This window comes from Candidatus Pantoea floridensis (genome assembly GCF_900215435.1).
Taxonomy (GTDB): domain Bacteria; phylum Pseudomonadota; class Gammaproteobacteria; order Enterobacterales; family Enterobacteriaceae; genus Pantoea; species Pantoea floridensis.
In genome coordinates this window covers 1,054,386-1,077,268 of record NZ_OCMY01000001.1, presented here as the reverse complement: position 1 = coordinate 1,077,268, position 22,883 = coordinate 1,054,386, and the positions used below count along the sequence as shown (strand labels likewise).

At 54.8% G+C, this 22,883-nt stretch carries 19 protein-coding genes; 11 read left to right on the top strand and 8 right to left on the bottom strand.

Annotated elements, in window-relative coordinates; genetic code table 11:
- Positions 1–51 precede the first annotated feature (51 nt).
- The 4 genes from fhuA (at position 52) to fhuB (ending at position 6,014) form a co-directional block, all read left to right on the top strand.
- Positions 52–2,268 carry a ferrichrome porin FhuA gene (gene fhuA, locus CRO19_RS05150; RefSeq protein WP_097094889.1) on the top strand — a complete coding sequence of 739 codons (2,217 nt, stop codon included), beginning with the start codon at positions 52–54 and terminating at the stop codon, positions 2,266–2,268.
- 88 nt (positions 2,269–2,356) lie between these two features.
- Positions 2,357–3,151: a Fe3+-hydroxamate ABC transporter ATP-binding protein FhuC gene (fhuC, locus tag CRO19_RS05145; protein WP_097094888.1), complete on the top strand. Its 795-nt coding sequence runs from the start codon at positions 2,357–2,359 to the stop codon at positions 3,149–3,151.
- A gap of 8 nt (positions 3,152–3,159) precedes the next feature.
- Positions 3,160–4,038, top strand: a complete 879-nt coding sequence (gene fhuD / locus CRO19_RS05140; protein ID WP_097094887.1) for a Fe(3+)-hydroxamate ABC transporter substrate-binding protein FhuD — start codon at positions 3,160–3,162, stop codon at positions 4,036–4,038.
- Positions 4,038–6,014 (top strand): Fe(3+)-hydroxamate ABC transporter permease FhuB, encoded by a 1,977-nt coding sequence (gene fhuB / locus CRO19_RS05135; protein WP_097097594.1) that lies wholly within the window; start codon positions 4,038–4,040, stop codon positions 6,012–6,014. The genes fhuD and fhuB overlap by 1 nt, the downstream gene beginning before the upstream one ends.
- Before the next feature lie 30 nt (positions 6,015–6,044).
- On the opposite strand, the gene hemL is transcribed toward fhuB, so the two are convergent.
- Positions 6,045–7,325 (bottom strand): glutamate-1-semialdehyde 2,1-aminomutase, encoded by a 1,281-nt coding sequence (gene hemL / locus CRO19_RS05130; RefSeq protein ID WP_097094886.1) that lies wholly within the window; start codon positions 7,323–7,325, stop codon positions 6,045–6,047.
- Between the two features lie 200 nt (positions 7,326–7,525).
- Between hemL and erpA the strand changes: the two genes are divergently transcribed.
- Positions 7,526–7,873 carry an iron-sulfur cluster insertion protein ErpA gene (erpA, locus tag CRO19_RS05125; protein WP_013507930.1) on the top strand — a complete coding sequence of 116 codons (348 nt, stop codon included), beginning with the start codon at positions 7,526–7,528 and terminating at the stop codon, positions 7,871–7,873.
- Between the two features lie 35 nt (positions 7,874–7,908).
- Here erpA and CRO19_RS05120 read toward each other — a convergent pair whose 3' ends face one another.
- From CRO19_RS05120 to mtnN, 3 genes are all read right to left on the bottom strand, one after another.
- Positions 7,909–8,160 (bottom strand): hypothetical protein, encoded by a 252-nt coding sequence (locus tag CRO19_RS05120; protein WP_097094885.1) that lies wholly within the window; start codon positions 8,158–8,160, stop codon positions 7,909–7,911.
- 106 nt (positions 8,161–8,266) lie between these two features.
- Positions 8,267–9,076, bottom strand: a complete 810-nt coding sequence (gene btuF, locus CRO19_RS05115) for a vitamin B12 ABC transporter substrate-binding protein BtuF (RefSeq protein ID WP_097094884.1) — start codon at positions 9,074–9,076, stop codon at positions 8,267–8,269.
- The gene (mtnN, locus tag CRO19_RS05110; RefSeq protein ID WP_097094883.1) at positions 9,069–9,767 is read right to left on the bottom strand and encodes a 5'-methylthioadenosine/S-adenosylhomocysteine nucleosidase; all 699 of its coding nucleotides are present in this window, start codon (positions 9,765–9,767) and stop codon (positions 9,069–9,071) included. Before mtnN ends, btuF begins: the two co-directional genes overlap by 8 nt.
- 97 nt (positions 9,768–9,864) lie before the next feature.
- On the opposite strand from mtnN, the gene dgt reads away from it, so the two are divergent.
- The 4 genes from dgt to CRO19_RS05090 all read left to right on the top strand — a co-directional run bounded on the left by dgt (position 9,865) and on the right by CRO19_RS05090 (position 15,510).
- Entirely contained in the window at positions 9,865–11,358 is a 1,494-nt protein-coding gene (dgt, locus tag CRO19_RS05105; protein ID WP_097094882.1) for a dGTPase, read from the top strand.
- A 135-nt stretch (positions 11,359–11,493) separates the two neighbouring features.
- A complete protein-coding gene (gene degP, locus CRO19_RS05100; protein ID WP_097094881.1) occupies positions 11,494–12,936 on the top strand; it encodes a serine endoprotease DegP in 1,443 nt (480 codons plus the stop codon).
- 184 nt (positions 12,937–13,120) lie between these two features.
- Positions 13,121–14,278, top strand: coding sequence for a CdaR family transcriptional regulator (locus CRO19_RS05095; protein WP_097094880.1), 1,158 nt, complete (start codon positions 13,121–13,123; stop codon positions 14,276–14,278).
- A complete protein-coding gene (locus tag CRO19_RS05090; protein ID WP_097094879.1) occupies positions 14,278–15,510 on the top strand; it encodes an alginate lyase family protein in 1,233 nt (410 codons plus the stop codon). Before CRO19_RS05095 ends, CRO19_RS05090 begins: the two co-directional genes overlap by 1 nt.
- Before the next feature lie 42 nt (positions 15,511–15,552).
- On the opposite strand, the gene CRO19_RS05085 is transcribed toward CRO19_RS05090, so the two are convergent.
- From CRO19_RS05085 to map, 4 genes are all read right to left on the bottom strand, one after another.
- Complete coding sequence (locus CRO19_RS05085) at positions 15,553–15,945, bottom strand: DUF3461 family protein (protein ID WP_097094878.1); 393 nt, start codon at positions 15,943–15,945, stop codon at positions 15,553–15,555.
- Positions 15,946–16,238: 293 nt separating this feature from the next.
- Entirely contained in the window at positions 16,239–17,063 is an 825-nt protein-coding gene (dapD, locus tag CRO19_RS05080; protein WP_049851491.1) for a 2,3,4,5-tetrahydropyridine-2,6-dicarboxylate N-succinyltransferase, read from the bottom strand.
- Positions 17,064–17,250: 187 nt separating this feature from the next.
- Positions 17,251–19,905, bottom strand: a complete 2,655-nt coding sequence (glnD, locus tag CRO19_RS05075; protein ID WP_097097593.1) for a bifunctional uridylyltransferase/uridylyl-removing protein GlnD — start codon at positions 19,903–19,905, stop codon at positions 17,251–17,253.
- 75 nt (positions 19,906–19,980) lie between these two features.
- Positions 19,981–20,775: a type I methionyl aminopeptidase gene (gene map, locus CRO19_RS05070; protein ID WP_097094877.1), complete on the bottom strand. Its 795-nt coding sequence runs from the start codon at positions 20,773–20,775 to the stop codon at positions 19,981–19,983.
- A gap of 319 nt (positions 20,776–21,094) precedes the next feature.
- On the opposite strand from map, the gene rpsB reads away from it, so the two are divergent.
- Entirely contained in the window at positions 21,095–21,814 is a 720-nt protein-coding gene (gene rpsB / locus CRO19_RS05065; RefSeq protein ID WP_007893898.1) for a 30S ribosomal protein S2, read from the top strand.
- Positions 21,815–21,993: 179 nt separating this feature from the next.
- Positions 21,994–22,845: a translation elongation factor Ts gene (gene tsf / locus CRO19_RS05060; protein ID WP_097094876.1), complete on the top strand. Its 852-nt coding sequence runs from the start codon at positions 21,994–21,996 to the stop codon at positions 22,843–22,845.
- Positions 22,846–22,883 lie beyond the last annotated feature (38 nt).

The window sequence follows — 22,883 nt, the reverse complement described above, 5'->3', positions numbered from 1 at the left end:
TCATTCTCGTTTGTATTCGCCTGCATCGACTTTTTTCGAGAGATCTCACTTATGAATACGCGAAGCACTAATCCTTGTTTTTTACGCCCGAGTTCACCCCGTCGACCGCTGGCCTGGCTTATTTCATTGACTCTGGGCACGCTCAGCGCGCAGGCGCTGGCAGAAGATACTGTCGTTGTCAGCGCGGATGGCGGCAGTGCCGTTGCGCAGGAGAGCGCGTGGGGGCCGTCACCTACCATCGCCGCCAAGCGTAGCGCTACCGGTACTAAAACCGATACTCCGATTGAGAAGACCCCGCAGTCGATCTCTGTGGTCACGCAGGAAGAGATGGCGATGAAAAACGTCACCAGCGTGAAAGGGGCTTTCAACTATACGCCTGGCGTGTTGACCGGCAACCGCGGCAGTTCCAATGTCATTGATGCCCTGTCGATTCGTGGTTTCAGCGAAACGAATACCAACCAATATCTTGATGGCCTGAAACTGCAGGGTGATAACTACTCAGAGTTTGCGATCGATCCCTATTTCCTGGAACGCGCCGAACTGCTGCGCGGTCCGGTTTCGGTGCTGTATGGCAAGAGCAATCCAGGCGGCGTTGTATCGCTGGTGAGCAAACGTCCAACGCAGGAGACGCTGCGTGAAGTGCAGTTCCAAATGGGCACTGACAACCTCTTCTCCACCGGTTTCGACTTCGGCGGCTCGATTGATGATGACGGCGTGTACAGTTATCGCCTCACCGGTCTGGCGCATAGCGCTGACGCCCAGCAAGATATGAACAAAGAGAAGCGCTATACCATTGCGCCATCATTCAGCTGGCGTCCAGATGAAAATACCCGTTTCGATCTGCTGACCTATTTCCAGAACGAACCGGAAACCGGCTATTACGGTTGGCTGCCGCGTCAGGGAACCGTTGTAGGCATTAAACGTCCTGATGGCAGCGAATACAAATTGCCGACCAACTTTGATGAAGGCGAAGACAGCAACAAGATCTCGCGTAACACCAAGATGGTGGGCTACAACTTTGAGCACAGCTTCAACGATACCTGGACGGTGCGGCAGAATCTGCGCTATGCCGATCTGCGTACCGATTATCGCAGTATTTATGGCAGCAACTTTAATCCGGACACTTTAGAGATCATTCGCGGCTCTGCCGTTTCCAATGAAAAGCTGAATCAGTTTGCGGTGGATAACCAGGCGCAAGCCAAATTTGCGACGGGCCAGGTTGATCATACACTGCTGCTGGGTGTTGATTTCCAGCGAACCCGCAACGACATTGATGCGCAGTTTGGTACCGCATCACCGCTGAGTGCAGTCAATCCACACTATGGCGACGATAGCGTAACGCCGTTTGATGATCCGTATCAGCATCTTAACAAGCAGCGCCAAACCGGCTTGTACGCGCAGGATCAGATGGAATGGAACCGTTGGGTGTTAACCCTGGGCGGACGCTACGATTACGCCATGAACTCGGTTTACGATCGTGTGACGGATAAGGTCGATCGCCAGAACGATCAGGCCTTCACCTGGCGCGGTGGCCTGAACTACGTGTTCGATAATGGGATCGCGCCGTACTTCAGCTATAGCGAAGCCTTCATTCCAAACTCGGGTTCAACCTGGGATGGCCTGGCATTTGATCCTTCCCGTGCTAAACAGTATGAAGCGGGCGTGAAATACGTACCAAAAGATCGCCCTGTTGTCCTCACGGCTGCGGTTTATCAACTGACGAAGACCAAGAATCTGACGGCCGATCCGGATACGGTTAACCACCCGTTTGCCAGTATTCAGAGTGGTGAAATTCGCTCACGCGGCGTTGAGCTGGAAGCTAAAGCGGCTCTGAATGCCAATATCAACATGACGGCGTCTTATACCTACACCGATGCGGAGTATACCGAAGACACCAACCTGAAGGGCAAAACGCCAAATCAGGTGCCGAAGCATATGGCATCGCTGTGGACCGATTACACCTTCCATGAAACGGCGCTTTCAGGCGTAACGGTGGGCGCAGGCGTGCGTTATGTCGGTGAAAGTAAAGGTATCTACAGCCCCAATGACGCGGCTAACGTTAACCAAAACTTCGACGTAGCCGGTTACACCACCGTTGATGCTGCGCTGAAATACGATCTCGCACGCTTTGGCATGCCGGGATCAACCATCGGCGTGAACGTGAATAACCTATTCGATCGTGAATACGTTGCCAGCTGCTACCGCGAATACGCCTGCTATTGGGGCGCTGAGCGGCAGATTGTCGGAACCGCGACTTTCCGCTTCTAACGCGTTTGTAGGGTGCGCATTTATGCGCACCTGAGTTTCTGGCCGCCATTAATGGCGACCTTACAATGCCCATTAACCAGGGATTATCATGCAGCATCCGCATCACGCAGAAACCACTTTCAGGCTCGATAACGTTAGTTTTCGGGTGCCTGGCCGCACGCTCCTTCATCCGCTGTCTCTCACCTTTGCGCCCGGCAAAGTCACGGCGCTGATCGGTCACAACGGCTCCGGCAAATCTACGCTGCTGAAAATGCTCGGCCGTCACCATGCGGCGAGTGAAGGGCGTGTACTGCTGAATGAAGATGCGGTGGAAAACTGGGGCAGTAAAGATTTTGCGCGCCAGGTCGCGTATCTGCCGCAGCAGCTGCCAGCGGCAGAGGGGATGACGGTGCGTGAACTGGTGGCGATTGGCCGTTATCCGTGGCACGGCGCGCTGGGGCGTTATGGTCAGGAAGATCGCGATCGGGTGGACGAAGCGATTACGCTGGTGGGATTAAAACCCTTTGCCGGACGTCTGGTGGATAGCCTTTCCGGCGGCGAGCGGCAGCGCGCGTGGCTGGCGATGCTGGTGGCGCAAAACAGCCGCTGTCTGCTGCTGGATGAACCCACGTCAGCGCTGGATATCGCCCATCAGGTTGATGTGCTGGCGCTGATCCAACGACTCAGCCGCGAGCGCGGGCTAACGGTGATTGCGGTACTGCACGATCTCAACATGGCGGCACGCTATTGCGATCGTTTAGTGGCGCTGCGTGGCGGTGAAGTGATTGCCGCAGGCGGCCCCGAAGTGATCATGCAGGCTGATGTGCTGGGCAACATCTACGGTATTCCGATGGGGATTTTGCCTCATCCGCAGGGCGGCGCGCCCGTCAGTTTCGTGTACTGAGGCGCACTATGTTAGACATCTCTCGCCGCCGCCTACTGACGGCGCTGGCGCTCTCACCCTTCATGTCCGCGCTACCGCTGCGAGCGGCATTGCCGGATGCACAACGCATTCTGGCGCTGGAGTGGCTGCCGGTGGAGCTGCTGATGGCGCTCGGCGTGGTGCCACTCGGCGTGGCTGATATGCACAACTACAACGTGTGGGTGGGCGATCCACCACTGCCATCCCGCGTGATTGACCTGGGGTTACGCACCGAACCTAATCTTGAGCTAATGACCCAGCTCGAACCTTCACTGATTCTGCACTCCAATGGTTACGGCCCGGCGCTGGATAAGTTGCAGCGCATTGCGCCAACCATGGGTTTTGACCTCAATAGCGGCGATGGCAAACCGTTAACCACCGCGCGCCACTCGTTACATGCGCTGGGAGCAAGGATTGGGCGAGAAGCGCAGGCAGCTGCGCATCTACAGTATGTGGATGCGCAGCTGGCGGCAGCGCGTGAGCGCCTTAAGCCGTGGGCCAATCGCCCGGTGCTCTTGATGTCGCTAATGGATAGTCGCCATGCCATCACCTTCGGTAAAAACAGCCTGTTTCTCGAAGTGATGGAGATCCTCGGGTTGCGGAATGCCTGGCAGGGCGAAACCAACTTTTGGGGCAGCGCGGTCGTCGGGCTGGAGCGGTTGGCGGAGGTCGGTGATGTACAGGTGATTTGCTTCGATCACGACAACGAGCGCGATATGCAGCAAGTCATGAAAACCGCGTTGTGGCAGGCGCTGCCGTTTGTGCGCGGCGGACGTTTCCAGCGCGTTCCGGCGGTGTGGTATTACGGTGCGACCTATTCGGCGCTGAAATTTGTTAGCGTGCTGGAACACGCGCTGGAGTCGCAATGATGCGCAATCGTCTTTTTCCCGTCGCGCTGCTGAGTACGCTATGTCTGCTGGCGCTGGCGCTAACGTTTATTAACTTACGTAACGCATTGCCGATCGAACAGTGGCCGCAGGGATTTTTTGCGCCCGATATTAACAACATCCAGCAAGTGGTCTTTCATCACAGCATGTTGTCGCGTTTAGCGCTGGCGCTGCTGGTCGGTGCGGGCTTGGGATTGGCCGGCTTGCTGTTCCAGCAGGTACTGCGCAATCCGTTGGCAGAACCCACTACGCTCGGCGTATCGTCCGGTGCGCAGCTTGGTATTACCGTGGCAACGCTGTGGCAGCTGCCGGGTGGCGAGCTGACACAGCAGTTTGCAGCGATGGGTGGCGCGGTGATGGTCGGGGTTTTGGTCTTTGGGGTTGCCTGGGGCAAACGTCTTTCGCCGGTGACGCTGATTCTTGCCGGTTTGGTGCTGAGTCTGTATGCCGGTTCGGTGAACCAGATCTTCGCTATCTTCAATCACGATCAGCTGCAGAACATGTTCCTGTGGAGTACCGGTGCGCTCAATCAGCTTGATGGGCACAACGTGGCGCAGCTATGGCCGCGTCTGCTGCTGGCGTTTGTGGTGGCGCTGGCGCTGCTGCGTCCGCTGACGCTAATGGGGCTGGACGATGGTGTAGCGAAAAACCTCGGTCTGGCGCTATCGGCGGCGCGAATTGCCGCATTAGCGCTGGCAATTTTGCTTAGCGCGCAGCTGGTCAATGTGGCGGGTATTATCGGCTTTATCGGCCTGTTTGCGCCGCTGCTGGCGAAGATGCTCGGCGGACGTCGCTTACTTAGCCGCATGCTGCTGGCCCCGCTGATTGGTGCGCTGCTGCTGTGGCTGGCGGATCAAGCCGTGCAGTGGCTGACCGGCCACTGGCGTGAAGTCTCTACCGGCACGGCGACCGCGCTGATTGGCGTGCCAATTCTGCTGTGGCTGCTACCGCGACTGCGCACGGGCTCGGTGCCACCTGCGCTCAATCAGGGTGACAATGTGCCTGCCGAGCGGCAGAACGTGTTGCGCTGGTGCCTGACTGGCTTACTGATTCTGGCGCTGTTGAGCTGGATTGGCATCACTTTTGGGCGTGACGCGCAAGGCTTTAGCTGGGTGAGCGGCGATATGCTGCAACAGCTGCTGCCGTGGCGCGCTCCGCGCGTACTGGCCGCGCTGGTGGTCGGGATGATGCTTGGCGTAGCAGGCGCGCTGATTCAGCGGCTGACCGGTAACCCCATGGCAAGCCCGGAAGTGCTGGGCATCAGCTCGGGGGCCGCGTGCGGCGTCGTGGTGATGATGTTCTTCGTCCCGGGCGATGCCGTGGCATGGCTGCTGCCCGCCGGCGCGCTCGGTGCGGCCCTGACGCTGCTGGTGATTATGCTGGTGGCGAGTCGCGGCGGGTTTTCGCCAGAACGCATGTTGCTGGCGGGTATGGCGCTCAACAGCGCCTTCGTGACGTTATTGATGGTGCTGTTGGCGAGTGGCGATCCGCGCATGGGCGGCTTACTGAGCTGGATTTCTGGCTCAACCTACAACATCAATATGCAGCAGGCCGTTCAAAGTGCAGTGGTTGGCATAGTGCTGATTGCCCTGGCGCCGCTGGCGAGCCGCTGGCTGACATTGCTACCACTTGGCAGCGCCACTGCGCGTTCGGCAGGCATGGCGCTGACCACATCACGCCTCTGTTTGCTGCTGCTGGCGGCAGCGCTAACCGCCACAGCCACCTTAACCATTGGGCCGCTGAGTTTTGTGGGCCTGATGGCACCCCACATTGTAAGAATGCTCGGCTTCCGCCGCGCGTTACCGCAGGTGCTGATGGCAGGTTTACTGGGCGGCGGATTGATGATCTTCGCCGATTGGTGCGGCAGGATGCTGGCGTTCCCGGATCAGATTCCAGCAGGGCTGATGGCCACCTTCTTCGGCGCACCATATTTTATCTGGCTGCTGAGAAGGGCATAGCAGAAGGGCGCCATGTGGCGCCCTTGTCATTTACAGCTGCGCGAAGCTGCGGCGCGCCGCATCGATGGTGCGCTGAATATCTTCCTTACTGTGCGCCAGCGACATAAAGCCCGCTTCGAACGCTGATGGTGCGAGGTAGACGCCTTCTTCCAGCATCAGGTGGAAGAAGCGCTTAAAGCGCTCAACATCGCACTGCGTTACGTCTTGATAGCACGTCACTTCTTGCGCATCGGTGAAGAAAATACCAAACATGCCGCCAACGTGATTGATCACCAGCGGGATGTTTTCGGCTTTCGCCGCTGCCAGCAGACCTTCTGCTAATTGCGTGGTCAGATCGGTCAGCGTGCTGTGCGTGCCCGGTTGTGCAATCTGCGTCAGGCAGGCAAAGCCCGCCGCCATCGCAATTGGGTTACCGGACAATGTACCGGCCTGATAAACCGGACCGGTGGGTGCCAGCGCATCCATGACATCACGACGACCGCCAAACGCGCCTACTGGCATACCGCCGCCGATGATTTTACCCAGGCAAGTGAGATCGGGCGTGACGTCGTAATAAGCCTGAGCACCGCCCAATGCCACGCGGAAGCCGGTCATCACTTCGTCAATGATCAGCAGCGCACCAAATTCGTCGCACAACGCACGCAGGCCCGGCAGGAAGTCTGGCTGTGGTGGAATGCAGTTCATGTTGCCTGCCACCGGTTCCACGATGATACAGGCGATATCCTTAGGATATTGCTCGAATGCGGCACGTACGGTGCTGAGATCGTTATAGGTGCAGGTCAGCGTGTGTTTGGCGAAATCGGCCGGTACACCCGGCGAGTTTGGCTGGCCAAGGGTCAGCGCGCCAGAACCGGCTTTCACCAGCAGGCAATCGGCGTGACCGTGGTAGCAGCCTTCGAATTTGATGATTTTGTCGCGATGGGTGAAGCCGCGCGCCAGGCGAATGGCGCTCATGGTGGCTTCGGTGCCGGAGTTCACCATACGTACCATGTCCATACTTGGCACCAGTTCGCACACCAGCTCGGCCATTTTGACTTCCATCTCGGTCGGTGCGCCGAAGCTCAAACCGCGCGCGGCCGCTTTAATCACCGCATTGCGGATGTTGGCGTTGTTATGCCCCAGCACCATCGGGCCCCAGGAACCGACATAATCGATATAGCCTTTGCCGTCGGCATCATAAAGATAGGCACCGTCAGCGCGTTCGATGAACAGCGGCACGCCGCCCACACCGGTAAAGGCACGTACCGGGGAGTTCACACCGCCGGGGATCAGGCGTTGCGCTGCGGCATACAGGTTTTCTGACTTACTCATGGTTCTGCTCCTGCTGTTCGGGAAAAAATCTGGCGCCATTCTACGGGAAGAACGGCTTGCGCTAAAGTTTAGGGTATATACTTTCATGCGCATGCTGCGGCACACAGTGCCAAGCTTGAGACTTGATTGCACTGGACGGCTGGCAGATAATAGCGAAATTAAGGTCGTTTTCTGACCTGGACGTTTACCCGGAGTAAAAGATGAGTGACGACGTAGCAGCGCTGCCTTTGCAATTCACTGATGCAGCAGCTAAAAAAGTAAAAAACCTGATTGCTGATGAAGAGAATCCTGAGCTGAAATTGCGCGTTTACATCACCGGCGGCGGTTGCAGCGGTTTCCAGTACGGCTTCACCTTTGACGATCAAATGAACGACGGCGACATGACCATCGAGAAACAAGGTGTGGCGCTGGTGGTTGACCCGATGAGCCTGCAATATCTGGTTGGCGGCTCGGTGGATTACACCGAAGGCCTGGAAGGTTCACGTTTTATCGTCACTAACCCTAACGCCAAAACCACCTGCGGCTGCGGTTCTTCCTTCAGCATCTAATGCTGCTTCTGGCTGCCGTCCCGGTAGCCAGATCTTTACCACTCAATAGTGACTAAGCGTGCCGATTCACGGCGTTTGGCGTCGCGTTTTAATACGCGTTCGGTGATACGCGGCTGCGCGCTAAAGTGACGACCACAATCAATAGTCGGCAGCGTGTGTTCATTCTGGCGCGAGATGTCGCAACGCGAGAATAGCGTCAACGCGACGGCAATAGAGCCGGTGGACGTTGCTGTACTCAGTGGCGCAGCAATCATAAGCCCTATGGCCAGCAGCAGAGCTCTGGTCATGGTTAGTTCCTGGTGAAGACAAAATTGCGCTACGCGCTAAAGGGGCACAGAGCATACGTGGCTGCAGTGCCTTGTATTCTGATTTTCGACAATTTTTGCCGAATCTTTACTCTTTTTCGGTATTTTTTTTCGTCGGATGTAAAGCTGTACACAGCTGTTTTGCTGCCAGCAGCATACGTGGACCGGGGCGACTTAACCAATCATCATTGATGGCGATCACCGGCACATTGAGCTGGGGCTGCCAGAATCTGGCAATGCTGACGGCGTGTGCAGCGTCTCCCCCCATCACAATCACCTGCGGATGGCGCATCAGCACCTGTTCACGGCTCACCTGCGGCCAGCTCACGCTGCTATCGGCAAAAATGTTCTTCTCACCACACAGCTCAATGACCTGATTTTGCAGAGTATTACGTGAAGCCGTAAACAGCGGCTGCTGGCCAAACTGCAGAAACAGCGGAACCGGCGTGCTTTGCTGATACTGCTGTCGTAATTCCGCTTCCTGTTTCCGCAACGCTTGCGCCGCATCAATGGCCTGCTGCGGCCGCGGACTCCACTGCTGTAACGCCGCCAGCGCATCAATCATTTGATCGATGGTTTGCGGATCGATCCACTCAACTTTAATGCCGAAACGTTGCAGCTGTTCGATTTGCCGCTGTGGATTGCCACCGCGCCACGCCAGCACTACGTCCGGCTTGAGTTGCAGAATGCGCTCCACCTTGATGCCTTGCCAGTTCGCCACCTGCTCCAGCCCGTTGGCCTGGGCGGGATAATCAGAGTAGGCGCTGACCGCTACCGGCGTAATGCCAGCGGCGAAGGCCAACTCGGTAAGATGCGGTGAAAGGGTGACAACCCGCGGCGCAGCGGCAAGCAGGCTATTGCACAGCAGCAATAGCCCCAGCAGCACATATTTAGCCACGCGCCAGTTGAACCAGCAGGTTTTCTACCATCAGGGAAGATTGTTTCGCCGCAACGCTGAGAAACTCGTCGAAGCTCAGGTGTGATTCCTGATCGGCAACGTCAGAAATGGCTCGCACTACCACAAATGGTACCTTGAACTGATGGCAAACGTGGCCAATCGCGGTCGCTTCCATTTCTACGGCAATTGCCTGCGGGAAGGTATTACGAATGCGCGCCAGTGGTTCAGCCCCGTTGATAAACGCATCACCGCTCACCACTAAGCCACGCACCGCGTTGAGGTCGAGTTGCTTTATTACCTGCTCAGCGGCGGTAATCAGTTTGCTATCCGCGACGAACGCTGCCGGACAGCCGGCCATCTGGCCTGGCGCGTAACCGAAGGCGGTAACATCAGCATCGTGGTAGCGCACTTCATCTGAAACCACGATATCGCCTACTTTCAGCGTCGGCGCTAATCCACCCGCGGAACCGGTATTGATCACGACATTCGGCTTGCACAGCTCAAGCAGCAGGGTGGTACCCAGCGCGGCAGCGACTTTACCAATGCCTGATTTCAGCAGTGCCACTTCAACACCGTTCAGCGTGCCGGTGTAAATTTCGCAGCCAGCCAGCGTCAGCGTCTGACGGTTTTCAATTTTGTCACGCAGCAGGGTAACTTCCTGCTCCATCGCGCCAATAATGCCTACTTTCATAACAATCTCGCTAATTTAATGGATGTAGCCCGCAAAAGTGAGGCATAGTCTAACATGGCTGATTGAGGAAGAATTCACGAAAAAATAAGGGGTAATTATGGCGACGATCAATTTCAGGAAGAAGATCAGTTTCACCCGCCCTTATACCAGCCGCAAAGATCCCGAAGGGGAATACTTTATTACGCGCCACTTTGAAAGCGATCGCGGGCGCATTATTAATTCCGCTGCGATTCGGCGTCTGCAACAGAAAACCCAGGTTTTCCCGCTTGAAAGGAATGCTGCGGTACGTTCGCGTCTGACACACTCGCTGGAAGTGCAGCAAACCGGACGCTATATCACCAAAGAGATTCTGCAAGCGCTGAAAACGCAGGGCGGCGGGCTGGCCAATTATGGGTTGGATGAGTTTGAAGGGGCATTTGAAAGCCTGATTGAGATGGCTTGTCTGCTGCACGATGTCGGCAATCCGCCATTTGGACATTTTGGTGAAGCAGCGATCAATGACTGGTTCGACGATAATTTGTCTGCCGAGCTCGTCGACCCGCTGGTAGCGGGCGTTGCCGATGAGGCCGAACGCTCAGCGTTTGACCAATTAAATGCCATGATTCGTCAGGATTTGTGCAATTTTGAAGGCAATGCGCAAGCCATTCGTCTGGTGCATACGCTGCTGCAGCTTAATCTTAGCTATGCACAGGTCGCCTGTATTCTGAAATACACCGCGCCTGCCTGGTGGCAGGGAGATAAACCTGAGGCATTCAGCGTTCTAATGAAAAAGCCGGGTTTCTACTTATCAGAGCGGGAATATGTAGCTGAGCTGCGTGAGGCGACGAATATTAAAGAACATCACCGTTTTCCGCTGACCTGGATAATGGAAGCCGCTGATGACATCTCTTATTGTATTGCCGACCTGGATGACGCCGTAGAAAAAGATATTTTCCATGTTGAAACGTTGTATAAGCATCTCATTGAGGCGTGGGGGCCGGTAAAAAATGGCGATGTATTCAGCCGCACCATTGGTGATGCCTGGAAAGAGGCTAATCAGAAAAAACGTCGCAGCATTAGCGATCAATTCTTTATGTCGCTACGGGTTAATGTGCAAAACGTATTAGTGAGCCATGCGGTACGTCGTTTTATCGATAACCTTCCTGCGATTTATGAAGGGGATTTTAATCATGCATTGCTGGAAGATGATGGTGAAGAAGGGCGTTTGCTTAAATTATTTAAGACCGTCGCGCGCCAGCACGTATTTAATCATCCGGAAGTTGAGCAGTTAGAATTACAGGGGTATCGCGTAATTAAAGGATTGCTTGAGATATATCAATCTTTGCTGCTACTGGATTATGAACAATTCACCACCCTGATGAACGAGGATTTTCTGGCAAAGCATCCTATTGAAACGCGGTTGTTTCATAAGCTCTCTGGAAAACATCGCAAAGCGTATCAACAGCACATGCGTGCATTAATTGTTGAGCATAAATATGAGCGTTTGTTGTGGGAACGCTATTATCGTGCACGCCTGATTCAGGATTACATTAGTGGAATGACGGACAATTATGCATGGGATGAATATCGCCGTTTAATGGCGGTTGAATAAGCGGAGTTTTGTAAAGATGAAGAACAATTTTTTACCTTTCCCTAAAACTTTATTAGGAACTTCGCGCTACAAACTTAATCTCATCATCACGGCCACAGCAATGGTCTGCCCTAAATCTTAGAGAGACAGAGAAAAATGAAAAAAAGCACCTTAATGTTAAGTGCGCTGGCGCTGAGTCTTGGCATGGCATTGAGCCCTGTGAGTGCGTTCGCGGCGGAGACGGCGTCTTCCTCGAGCCAACAGTTGCCAAGCCTGGCACCGATGCTGGAAAAAGTCATGCCTTCCGTAGTGAGTATCAGCGTTGAAGGCAGCACCACGGTGAAAACGCCGCGCATGCCGCAGCAGTTCCAGCAATTCTTTGGTGATAATTCACCCTTCTGCCAGGACGGCTCACCTTTCCAGAGTTCGCCCATGTGCCAGAACGGCGGGGGTGACGGTGGCGCCGATGGCGGGGCTAACGCGCAGAAACAGCAATTCCGCGCGCTGGGTTCTGGCGTCGTGATCAACGCCGACAAAGGCTATGTGGTGACTAACAACCACGTTGTGGATAACGCCACCAAAATTCAGGTTCAGCTGAGCGATGGTCGTCGCTACGACGCCAAAGTGATCGGCAAAGATCCGCAGTCTGATATCGCACTGATTCAGCTGCAGGACGCCAAAAATCTTACGGCGATTAAGATTGCCAATTCTGACGATCTGCGTGTCGGAGATTACACCGTCGCGATTGGTAACCCCTACGGCCTCGGCGAAACCGTCACGTCGGGGATTGTTTCAGCGCTGGGCCGTAGCGGCCTGAACGTTGAGAATTATGAGAACTTTATCCAGACCGATGCGGCCATTAACCGCGGCAACTCCGGTGGCGCACTGGTTAACCTGAATGGTGAACTGATCGGTATTAACACCGCGATTCTGGCGCCGGACGGTGGCAACATCGGCATCGGCTTTGCTATCCCAAGCTCAATGGTGAAAAACCTGACGGCGCAGATGGTGGAATATGGCCAGGTGAAACGTGGCGAGCTGGGCATTATGGGTACCGAGCTGAATTCCGAACTGGCGAAAGCGATGAAAGTCGACGCACAGCGCGGTGCCTTCGTTAGTCAGGTGCTGCCAAACTCAGCCGCCGCTAAAGCGGGTGTGAAAGCCGGCGACGTCGTGGTGTCAATGAATGGCAAAGCATTGACCAGCTTCGCCGCGCTGCGTGCGGAAGTTGGTTCGCTGCCGGTAGGCACCAAGTTGCAATTGGGCCTGCTGCGTGAGGGGAAACCTGTGAGCGTTACGGTTGAACTGCAGCAGAGCTCGCAGGACAAAGTACAGTCCGCCACCATTTACACCGGCATTGAAGGTGCCGATCTCAGCAACATCGACAGTAACGGCCAGAAAGGCGTGCGCGTCGATAACGTGAAGGCGGGAAGTGCAGCGGCGCGTATTGGTCTGAAAAAAGGTGACGTGATTTTAGGCGTGAACCAGCAAGCGGTGGCCAATCTTGGCGAGCTGCGCAAAGTTCTCGACACTAAACCTTCCGTACTGGCACTGAATGTACAGCGTGGTGATAGTAGCCTGTATCTGCTGATGCAGTAAGTTTCAGGCAGTAAATGAGAGGCGAGCTTAGGCTCGCCTTTTTAATGCCTGTGCAAATGCCCGGTACTGAATGTGACGGCCGCCGCATATTCGGCATTCTCCCTTCGGCTATGGGCAGTTGCACAATGTCAGCGCGATTACGGATGCGTATTCTGTCCGTTCGTCCTTATCTTCGGAGTGATTGATGGCCACCTATCATCTCGATGCGCGACTGGCTCAGGATATTGTTGCGCGCACGATGCAAATTATTGATAGCAACGTCAACGTGATGGATGCGCGTGGTCGTATTATCGGCAGTGGCGATCGTGAGCGTATTGGCGAATTGCACGAAGGAGCACTGCTGGTGCTGTCACAAGGCCGCGTGGTGGACATCGACGAAGCCGTAGCAAAACACCTGCACGGGGTACGTCCCGGTATTAATTTACCGCTGCGGATTGATGGCGAAATCGTTGGCGTTATCGGTTTAACCGGGCAGCCAGCAACGCTGCGTCACTACGGTGAATTGGTGTGCATGACCGCTGAAATGATGCTCGAGCAGGCTCGCTTACTGCATATGCTGGCGCAAGACAGTCGACTACGTGAAGAGCTGGTCCTGAATCTGGTGCGCAGTGAAACCCTTTCACCGGCACTGAGTGAATGGGCACAGCGGCTTGGCATCGATCTCAATCAGCCGCGTGTGGTGGCGGTGGTTGAGGTTGATAGCGGCCAGCTTGGCGTGGATAGCGCCATGTCAGAATTGCAGCAACTGCAAACCTTGCTGACGACGCCTGAGCGCGACAATCTGATTGCCATTGTCTCACTCACCGAAATGGTGGTGCTGAAACCGGCGCTCAATGCGCATGGTCGCTACGATCAGGACGACCATCGACGTCGCGTTGATCAACTGCTGCAACGTATGAAAGAGAGTGGCCAGGTGCGCATGCGTATTGCGCTCGGTAACTATTTCACCGGTCCTGGCAGTATTGCGCGTTCGTATCGCACGGCGCGTACCACCATGATGGTGGGGAAGCAGCGTATGCCGGAGCAGCGCAGTTATTTTTATCAGGATCTGGTGCTGCCGGTACTGCTCGACAGTTTGCGCGGCGGCTGGCAAGCCAACGAACTGGCGCGCCCGCTGGCTAAACTAAAAAGCATGGATAACAATGGTTTGCTGCGACGTACGCTGGTGGCATGGTTCAGTCATAATGTACAGCCCAGCGCGACGGCGCGCGCGCTATTTATTCACCGCAATACGCTGGAGTATCGCCTCAATCGTATCTCTGAACTGACCGGACTCGATCTGGGCAACTTTGACGATCGTTTGCTGCTGTACGTGGCGTTACAACTGGATGAGCAAAGTTGATGAAGAACGCCTGGATTCTGCTGTTGTGGGTTTGTAGTGCACTAAGTTTTGCCAACGATCCGGCTTTCCTCTCCTTATCCGATCTTCAGCGGGTGAAGCAGCAGCTCGCACAACACCAGGCTGCGGCGCCCACGCTCGATAGCTGGCAGCAACTGCAACAGCAGGCGGATAAGGCGCTGAAACACCCTAATCCCAGCGTTACCGATAAGGGCATGCTGCCACCCAGCGGTTCAAAGCAGGATTATTTAAGTTTAAGCGCCTACTGGTGGCCGGACGCCAGCAAGGCGGATGGCCTGCCTTGGCAGCGCCGCGATGGCGAAGTCAATCCCGCCAGTAAAAACGCGCAAAGCGATGGCGTGCGCCTGGCGCGTTTTACCGCTGACTTTCAGGCGTTGACGCTGGCCTGGTACTTCTCCGGCGATCGACGCTATGCCGATAAAGCGCTGGCGATGATGCGCCACTGGTTTATCGAGCCCGCTAGCCGGATGAATCCCAATCTTAATTTTGCGCAAGGCATACCAGGCCGGTCCGCTGGTCGTCATGATGGCGTACTGGATGGGCGCTATTTTGCCACGCGTGTGGTGGATGCATTGACGCTGTTGCGCGCCGCGCCGGGCTGGCAGCCAGCAGATGAAAAGGCGATGCGGCAGTGGTTTACTGATTATCTGCATTGGCTACAGCACAGCCCGCTGGCGCTTGAGGAAGCGGCGGCGGAAAATAACCATGGCAGCTGGTATTGCACGCAGGTGGCCGGGATCGCGTGGTATCTGGACGATCGTGCAACGGTAACCGCGATGGTGCAGCTGGCGCGCAGCAAAATTGCCACGCAAATTCGTGCTGATGGTAGCCAGCCAGCCGAGCTGGCACGTACGCGATCGTTCCATTACAGCTATTTTAATTTGCAGGCGCTGACCGCAATGGCGCAGTTGGCCAGCAAAGCGGGGCTGGGTGATTTATGGCATAGCCGCCAGCAAAGCGGATCGTTGCTGGATGCGCTGGATGCTATAGCGCCGTATAGCGATGAGCAAAAAGCCTGGCCGTGGAAAAACCGCGATCGGGTGAGCCAGCGGCTGATCCCATTACTGTCTATCGCCGACAACAGTTTGCAGCAGCCCCGTTATCAGCAGTGGATCGCGCAGGCGCACTGGTCGACAGATAAAAAGAGCAAGGGAGCGGTGATGCAGGCGCAGCGCGATACCTGGCTGCTTTCGCTGCCTTTTCAGCAGCCATAAAAAAGGCCAGCATCGGCTGGCCTCTTATCAAACACGCTAAAATCAACGACCGTTGCGAGTCAGCTGGTCGAGGTCAGATTCGATCTCCGCGATCTTATTTGACACGACGCTTTCCAGATGACGCAGATCCGCCAGAATTTTACGTTTCAGATCCACTTCAACCTGATCGCGCTGGCAAATCTGGTCCAGCTCATCAATCACATAACGCAGGTTCGGGCTGATTTCCTGCACTTCTTTGTAACCCTGGCTGGTGTGATCGGCGACGACGGTTTTGCGCTGACGCGGATATTTGAATTTCACGCTTTTCGCGAAGAATTCACCTTTGTCTTTGCGGAAGTAGATTTTAAGAATGTCGTTGTTAGCTTCCTGACGCAGGCTGTAACGGTCGATGTCGTCAGGGTTGCTGATACCTAAGCTTTTCAGGTTGTCGTACATAGCGTTTATATTCCATCTAAGAGTGAGTGAGCGCGCAGGACTATCATCATCATTCGGGATGCTGCAGAAACGCGGCAACCGGAACGCTTACGGCATACTTAATCAACTGTAGACACAAAAACCGGGATGAACAGTGCGCGACCGGAGTTAACTTGGCGCGGATTATGAACTGTTTGAAAAATAAACGCACGGGTTAATTCGCGGCGCGAAACAGGTAATTCAGGTGGGAGTGTAAACAAATAATTACGGGCCTGAATACAGGCCCGTTAGGAAGATTTTAAGGCAGGATAAACTTAATCGATGCTGCGCAGCAGTTCGTTAATGCCTGTTTTGCTGAGGGTTTTAGCATCCACTTTCTTCACAATGACTGCGCAGTACAGGCTATAGCTACCATCTTTCGATGGCAGATTGCCGGAAACCACCACCGAACCCGCCGGTACGCGGCCGTAATGCACTTCGCCGGTTTCGCGGTCAAAGATTTTGGTACTCTGGCCGATGTAAACACCCATAGAAATCACTGAACCTTCTTCAACGATCACGCCTTCAACGATTTCTGAGCGTGCGCCAATGAAGCAGTTATCTTCGATGATGGTTGGATTTGCCTGCAACGGCTCCAGTACGCCACCGATGCCTACGCCGCCAGACAGGTGGACGTTTTTACCGATCTGCGCACATGAACCCACGGTTGCCCAGGTATCTACCATGGTGCCTTCATCGACGTACGCACCGATGTTGACGTAAGACGGCATCAGCACGGTGTTACGTGCGATGAATGCGCCCTGACGCACGGCAGCCGGTGGCACAACGCGGAAACCGGCGTTTTTGAAGCGCGCTTCGTCCCAGCCGGCAAATTTCATCGGCACTTTGTCGTAGAAACGGGTTTCAGAACCTTCCATCACCTGGTTATCGTTAATGCGGAACGACAACAGCACTGCTTTCTTCAGCCACTGATGCGTTACCCACTCACCGTTGATCTTTTCAGACACGCGCAGTTCACCGCTATCCAGCAGGCCGATAACCTGGTTGATAGCATCACGGGTTGCACCGTCTACGCTAGATGGCGTGATGTCGGCGCGGCGCTCAAAGGCAGATTCGATAACGCTCTGTAACTGTTGCATATTTATTTCCTGATTCTGTCATAGCGGAATGCACGCCAGATCGCGTACATAGTAAAATTACCTGGCAAACATCATTCATGATGCAGGAAGGCGGCGACGCAGCGAATCCCCGGGAGCATACATCAGTATGTGACCGGGGGGAGCGAGGAAAGCCAACGCACCTGCAACCTGAACGATGAAAGCCAGGTCAGAGTTTATCGTTTGGATTAAGGGCCTCTGTCAACCTCTGTTGCAACACATCGCGCATTTCGACCCCCAGCGCACGCCGCTCGCTATCGGCCAGGATGAAAAGATCCTCAACCCGCTCACCAATTGTACTGATGCGCGCACCGTGCAGCGATACACCCAAATCGGCGAACACTTCTCCCACGCGCGCCAGCAAGCCAGGCTGATCGAGTGCGACTAACTCCAGATAGCTGCGGCGATCGGTATGCGTCGGCAGAAAATTCACCTCGGTATCCACGCTGAAATGCTTGAGACGCGCTGACTGACGGCGCGTACGCGGCGGCACCCACTCAGTTTGCGTAATGGCTTGCTCCAGCGCGTGAATGATCATTGGATGACGGTCAGCGGCCAGTGGGCTGCCATCGGGCTCCAGCACGATAAAGGTATCCATCGCCATGCCGTCGCGGCTGGTAAAGATTTGCGCATCATGCACGCTGAGGTTGCGACGATCTAATTCGCCGGCCACCGCCGCAAACAGGTGCGGGCGATCCGGGCTCCAGATAAAGATTTCGGTGCCGCCGCGCGTGGCCTGCGGACTCACCAGCACCAGCGGCTTGTTGAGATCGTGATGAATCAAATGCCGCGCGTGCCAGGCGAGCTGATTCGGCGTGTGGCGCAGGAAATAGTCGGCGCGGCAGCGGCTCCAGATATGGTGCAGGCGCTCTTCGTCGAGGTTTTCCATGCGCAGCAGCGCCAGCGCTTGCAGCCGATGGTGACGTACCCGCTCGCGCAGATCCGGGCTATTTTCCATACCGCGACGCAGCTGTTTTTCGGTGGCAAAGAACAGCTCGCGCAACAGGCTCTGTTTCCAGCTGTTCCACAAGCTTTCATTGGTGGCGCAGATATCAGACACCGTCAGGCACGCCAGATAACGCAGACGGTTTTCGTTTTGCATCACTTCGGCGAACTGCTGAATTACGGTCGGATCCTGAATGTCGCGACGCTGTGCGGTGACCGACATCAACAGATGATGGCGTACCAGCCAGGCAACCAGCTGCGTTTCACGGGAGTTCAGGCCATGTAATTCGGCGAAATCCAGCGCATCCTGCGCGCCGAGAATCGAGTGATCGCCATTGCGGCCTTTGGCAATATCATGCAGCAGCGCGGCCATCAGCAGCAGTTCCGGCTGTGGCAGACGCGGCCAGAGTTCTACGCACAGAGGATGCATTGGTCGCGTGGCTTCATCGGCAAAGCTCTCCAGCTTCTGCAGCACGCGAATGGTGTGTTCATCAACGGTGTAAGCGTGGAACAGATCGAACTGCATCTGGCCGACGATATTGCCCCACAGCGGCGTATAGGCCCACAGTACGCTGTGACGATGCATCGGCACCAGGGCGCGCTTGACTGCGCCGGGATGACGCAGTATCGCCATAAAGGTTTCACGCGCTTCAGGAATATGGCACAGCGGCTGTTTCAGATGGCGACGCGCATAGCGCAGCTGGCGCAGGGTGGTGGAGTAAATGCCTTTGATGTTTTCGTTACGCACCATCACGTAGAACATGCGCAGGATGGCTTGCGGTTCACGCTCAAACAGCGAGGGATCGCGCAGATCGATTAAGTCACCGCGAATCTGGAAGTCATCATCAAGGTTGCGTGGTTTCTCGGTGGTCGATAGCGCCAAAATGGCCTCATCAAACAGCTGCAGCAGCATTTGATTGAGTTCGCCGATGCGGCGCGTAACGCGGTAAAAGTCCTTCATCATGCGCTCAACCGGCTCGTTGACTTCGCCCAGGTAGTTGAGACGTTGAGCTACGGTTAGCTGGCGATCGAACAGCAGGCGATTGTCATAGCGCGGCAGCGTTAAGTGCAGCGCAAAACGAATGCGCCACAGGAACTCCTGACACTCATTGATTTCATTGCGTTCCGCTTCGGTGATAAAGCCGAAACCAACCATCTCATCCATGGTGGTGGCACCAAAGTGACGACGCGCCACCCATTGCAGCGTGTGAATGTCGCGCAGGCCGCCCGGGCTGCTTTTGATGTCGGGTTCGAGGTTATAGCTGGTGCCGTGATAGCGCTGGTGGCGTTCCTGCTGCTCTTCAATTTTGGCAGCGAAAAAGCGCGATGATGGCCAGAAACCATCGCTAAAGATATTCTTTTGCAGCTCGAGAAACAGCGCCACGTCGCCCGTCAGCATGCGCGATTCGATCAGATTAGTGGCGACGGTGAGATCGGATAATCCTTCCAGCAAGCACTCTTCTAACGTGCGCACACTGTGGCCGACTTCCAGCTTCAGATCCCACATCAGCGTTAACAGTTCACTGGTGCGCTGTGCCGCAGCGTCGTCCAGCGGTTGACGACTGAGGATCAGCACATCAATGTCAGAGAGCGGATGCAGTTCACCGCGGCCATAACCGCCTACGGCAACCAGCGCGATCTCTTTCAGCCGATCAAAACCAAAGAAGCGCCATAGGCGACGGAGTAAGCGGTCAATAAACAGGGTGCGCGCATCGATCAGGGATTCGATATCGGTGCCCGCATCAAACGCGCTACCGAGATGCTGGTGGAATTGCTCAAGATACTGTTTGAGCTTGTCGCGCGTCAGGGCTTCATCGGGCCAGCTGGCGGGGGAATCGGTCAGGCCTTTGTGTACTGCTTCGGTCACGCTACCACTCATCAACATGCCTCTTCATTACGCGTCAAACATAAAAAAGGCCGGCTATGAGCCGGCCTGGTACTGTCAGGGAGATGATTACGCGACGTTTTCGAGCACCGCTGGAATGGTGTCGTCTTCACGCAGCGTCAGAATCTCACAGCCGTTTTCTGTGACCACAATAGTATGCTCATACTGCGCGGACAAGCTGCGATCTTTGGTTTTCACGGTCCAGCCATCCTTCATGGTGCGGATGCGGTAATCACCGGCATTGACCATCGGTTCAATGGTGAAGGTCATACCTGCTTGCAGCACCACGCCGCTGTCGTCCGCATCGTAATGCAGCACCTGCGGTTCTTCATGGAAGCCTTTGCCGATACCGTGACCGCAATATTCGCGCACCACCGAGAAATCCTGCGCTTCCACATACTGCTGAATGGCACGACCGAGCTCGCGCAGGCGAATCCCCGGTTTTACCAAACGCAGTGCGATATACAGACTTTCCTGCGTGACGCGACACAGGCGCTCGCCCTGAATGGTCGGTTTACCGACGATAAACATCTTTGAGGTGTCGCCGTGATATTCATCTTTGATCACCGTGACATCGACGTTCACGACATCGCCATCTTTCAGCACGCGATCGTCACTCGGAATACCGTGACAGACCACTTCATTCACGGAGATACAGACTGATTTCGGGAAGCCGTGATAACCCAGGCAAGCGGAAATGGCCTGTTGCTTCTGCGTAATATGTTCGTGGCAGAGGCGGTCAAGTTCACCGGTGGTAACACCAGGCACCACGTGCGGCGCAATCATCTCAAGCACTTCAGCGGCAAGACGGCCCGCGACGCGCATTTTTTCGATTTCTTCAGGGGTTTTAATTGAAATAGCCATTAAATTAATCCGCAATCGTCGAAATTTTCGACAATAATGAGTTCTGTGGCAAACATGTTAGCAGCCAGCAAATGGGCTGCCAAATGGGGATTGTCTGCGCCTCTCGCCGCTAACTACTATTGGCGTATTACTGCGCATTGTGGTATAAAGCGCGCCGACGATTCTCTGTCGCCAGGTTATTGGCTGGCAGGAAACGCATAAAACTCATTATGTGTACTAAAACACACATGTATCGACACATACGCCGGGGTGCCTTGAAAGAGGTCGGTCGTATGGGATACATGGAGGCCCAACCCCAAATCAAACTTTAGAGGTAATCATGGCAACTGTTTCAATGCGCGACATGCTCAAGGCTGGTGTTCACTTTGGTCACCAGACCCGTTACTGGAACCCGAAAATGAAGCCATTCATCTTCGGCGCACGTAACAAGGTTCACATCATCAACCTCGAGCAGACTGTGCCAATGTTCAACGACGCTCTGGCTGAGTTGAAAAAGATCTCTTCCCGTAAAGGTAAGATCCTGATCGTTGGTACTAAGCGCGCTGCTGCCGAAGCGGTAAAAGAGTCAGCTCTGAGCTGCGACCAGTTCTTCGTAAACCATCGCTGGTTGGGTGGCATGCTGACTAACTGGAAAACCGTTCGTCAGTCAATCAAACGCCTGAAAGATCTTGAGTCTCAGTCTCAGGACGGTACTTTCGACAAACTGACCAAGAAAGAAGCGCTGATGCGCACTCGCGAACTGGCCAAGCTGGAAAACAGCCTGGGCGGTATCAAAGACATGGGCGGTCTGCCGGATGCACTGTTCGTTGTTGACGCTGATCACGAGCATATCGCTATCAAAGAAGCAAACAACTTGGGTATCCCAGTATTTGCTATCGTTGATACCAACTCTGATCCAGACGGCGTGGACTTCGTTATCCCAGGTAACGACGATGCGATCCGTGCTGTAAGCCTGTACCTGACTGCCGTTGCCACTACCGTGCGCGAAGGCCGTTCACAGGATCTGGCTGAGCAGGCTGAAGAAGCTGCTGAAGCTTAATAAGGTTCGCTCTTTCTAAGAGCCCTTAGACATCAGATGTTATCTGTTAAGGGGGCCGTTCAGGCCCCTTTATTTTATCTAAGTCTGTCACGCTCACATTTGAGAGCGGGGCAGAGTAAATTTCCGCAACAAGTTTCTGACAGTGTGTGAACACACAGAGACGAATCGAGGATTCTGGAATGGCTGATATTACCGCTGCATTGGTAAAAGAACTGCGTGAGCGTACTGGCGCAGGCATGATGGACTGCAAAAAAGCGCTGACTGAAGCGAACGGCGACATCGAGCTGGCAATTGAGAACATGCGCAAATCTGGCGCAATCAAAGCTGCTAAGAAAGCAGGCAACGTGGCTGCTGATGGCGTGATCAAAACTAAAATCGCTGACGGCTACGCGGTTATTCTGGAAGTAAACTGCCAGACTGACTTCGTTGCTAAAGATGGCGGTTTCCAGGCATTTGCTGACAAAGTTCTGGATGCAGCAACTGCTGGCAAAGTTACCGATGTGGAAGCTCTGAAAGCGCAGTTCGAAGAAGAACGCGTAGCGCTGGTTGCGAAAATCGGTGAGAACATCAACATCCGTCGTGTTGCTATCCTTGAAGGTGCTGAGCTGAACAGCTATCAGCACGGCGCACGCATCGGTGTCGTTGTTTCTACTACCGGCGCTAACGAAGAGTTGAGCAAGCAAGTCGCAATGCACATCGCTGCAAGCAAGCCAGAATTCGTTAAGCCAGAAGACGTGTCTGCTGATGTGGTTGAGAAAGAGTACCAGGTTCAGCTGGACATCGCCATGCAGTCTGGCAAGCCAAAAGAGATCGCAGAGAAAATGGTTGAAGGCCGCATGAAGAAATTCACCGGCGAAGTTTCTCTGACCGGTCAGGCTTTCGTTATCGACCCAAGCAAAACTGTTGGCCAGGCGTTGAAAGAGAAAAACGCTGACGTCATCAACTTCATCCGCTTCGAAGTGGGCGAAGGCATTGAGAAAGTTGAATCTGACTTCGCAGCAGAAGTTGCTGCAATGTCCAAACAGTCTTAATGGTCTGAAAGAACCGCCAAAAGGCGGTTCTTTTTTGC

Excerpts from the sequence above, each read along its gene's own strand:
- fhuA (WP_097094889.1), top strand. The coding sequence starts at position 52 with ATGAATACGCGAAGCACTAATCCTTGTTTTTTACGCCCGAGTTCACCC.
- fhuC (WP_097094888.1), top strand. The coding sequence starts at position 2,357 with ATGCAGCATCCGCATCACGCAGAAACCACTTTCAGGCTCGATAACGTT.
- fhuD (WP_097094887.1), top strand. The coding sequence starts at position 3,160 with ATGTTAGACATCTCTCGCCGCCGCCTACTGACGGCGCTGGCGCTCTCA.
- fhuB (WP_097097594.1), top strand. The coding sequence starts at position 4,038 with ATGCGCAATCGTCTTTTTCCCGTCGCGCTGCTGAGTACGCTATGTCTG.
- hemL (WP_097094886.1), bottom strand. The coding sequence starts at position 7,325 with ATGAGTAAGTCAGAAAACCTGTATGCCGCAGCGCAACGCCTGATCCCC.
- erpA (WP_013507930.1), top strand. The coding sequence starts at position 7,526 with ATGAGTGACGACGTAGCAGCGCTGCCTTTGCAATTCACTGATGCAGCA.
- CRO19_RS05120 (WP_097094885.1), bottom strand. The coding sequence starts at position 8,160 with ATGACCAGAGCTCTGCTGCTGGCCATAGGGCTTATGATTGCTGCGCCA.
- mtnN (WP_097094883.1), bottom strand. The coding sequence starts at position 9,767 with ATGAAAGTAGGCATTATTGGCGCGATGGAGCAGGAAGTTACCCTGCTG.
- dgt (WP_097094882.1), top strand. The coding sequence starts at position 9,865 with ATGGCGACGATCAATTTCAGGAAGAAGATCAGTTTCACCCGCCCTTAT.
- degP (WP_097094881.1), top strand. The coding sequence starts at position 11,494 with ATGAAAAAAAGCACCTTAATGTTAAGTGCGCTGGCGCTGAGTCTTGGC.
- CRO19_RS05095 (WP_097094880.1), top strand. The coding sequence starts at position 13,121 with ATGGCCACCTATCATCTCGATGCGCGACTGGCTCAGGATATTGTTGCG.
- CRO19_RS05090 (WP_097094879.1), top strand. The coding sequence starts at position 14,278 with ATGAAGAACGCCTGGATTCTGCTGTTGTGGGTTTGTAGTGCACTAAGT.
- CRO19_RS05085 (WP_097094878.1), bottom strand. The coding sequence starts at position 15,945 with ATGTACGACAACCTGAAAAGCTTAGGTATCAGCAACCCTGACGACATC.
- dapD (WP_049851491.1), bottom strand. The coding sequence starts at position 17,063 with ATGCAACAGTTACAGAGCGTTATCGAATCTGCCTTTGAGCGCCGCGCC.
- glnD (WP_097097593.1), bottom strand. The coding sequence starts at position 19,905 with ATGAGTGGTAGCGTGACCGAAGCAGTACACAAAGGCCTGACCGATTCC.
- map (WP_097094877.1), bottom strand. The coding sequence starts at position 20,775 with ATGGCTATTTCAATTAAAACCCCTGAAGAAATCGAAAAAATGCGCGTC.
- rpsB (WP_007893898.1), top strand. The coding sequence starts at position 21,095 with ATGGCAACTGTTTCAATGCGCGACATGCTCAAGGCTGGTGTTCACTTT.
- tsf (WP_097094876.1), top strand. The coding sequence starts at position 21,994 with ATGGCTGATATTACCGCTGCATTGGTAAAAGAACTGCGTGAGCGTACT.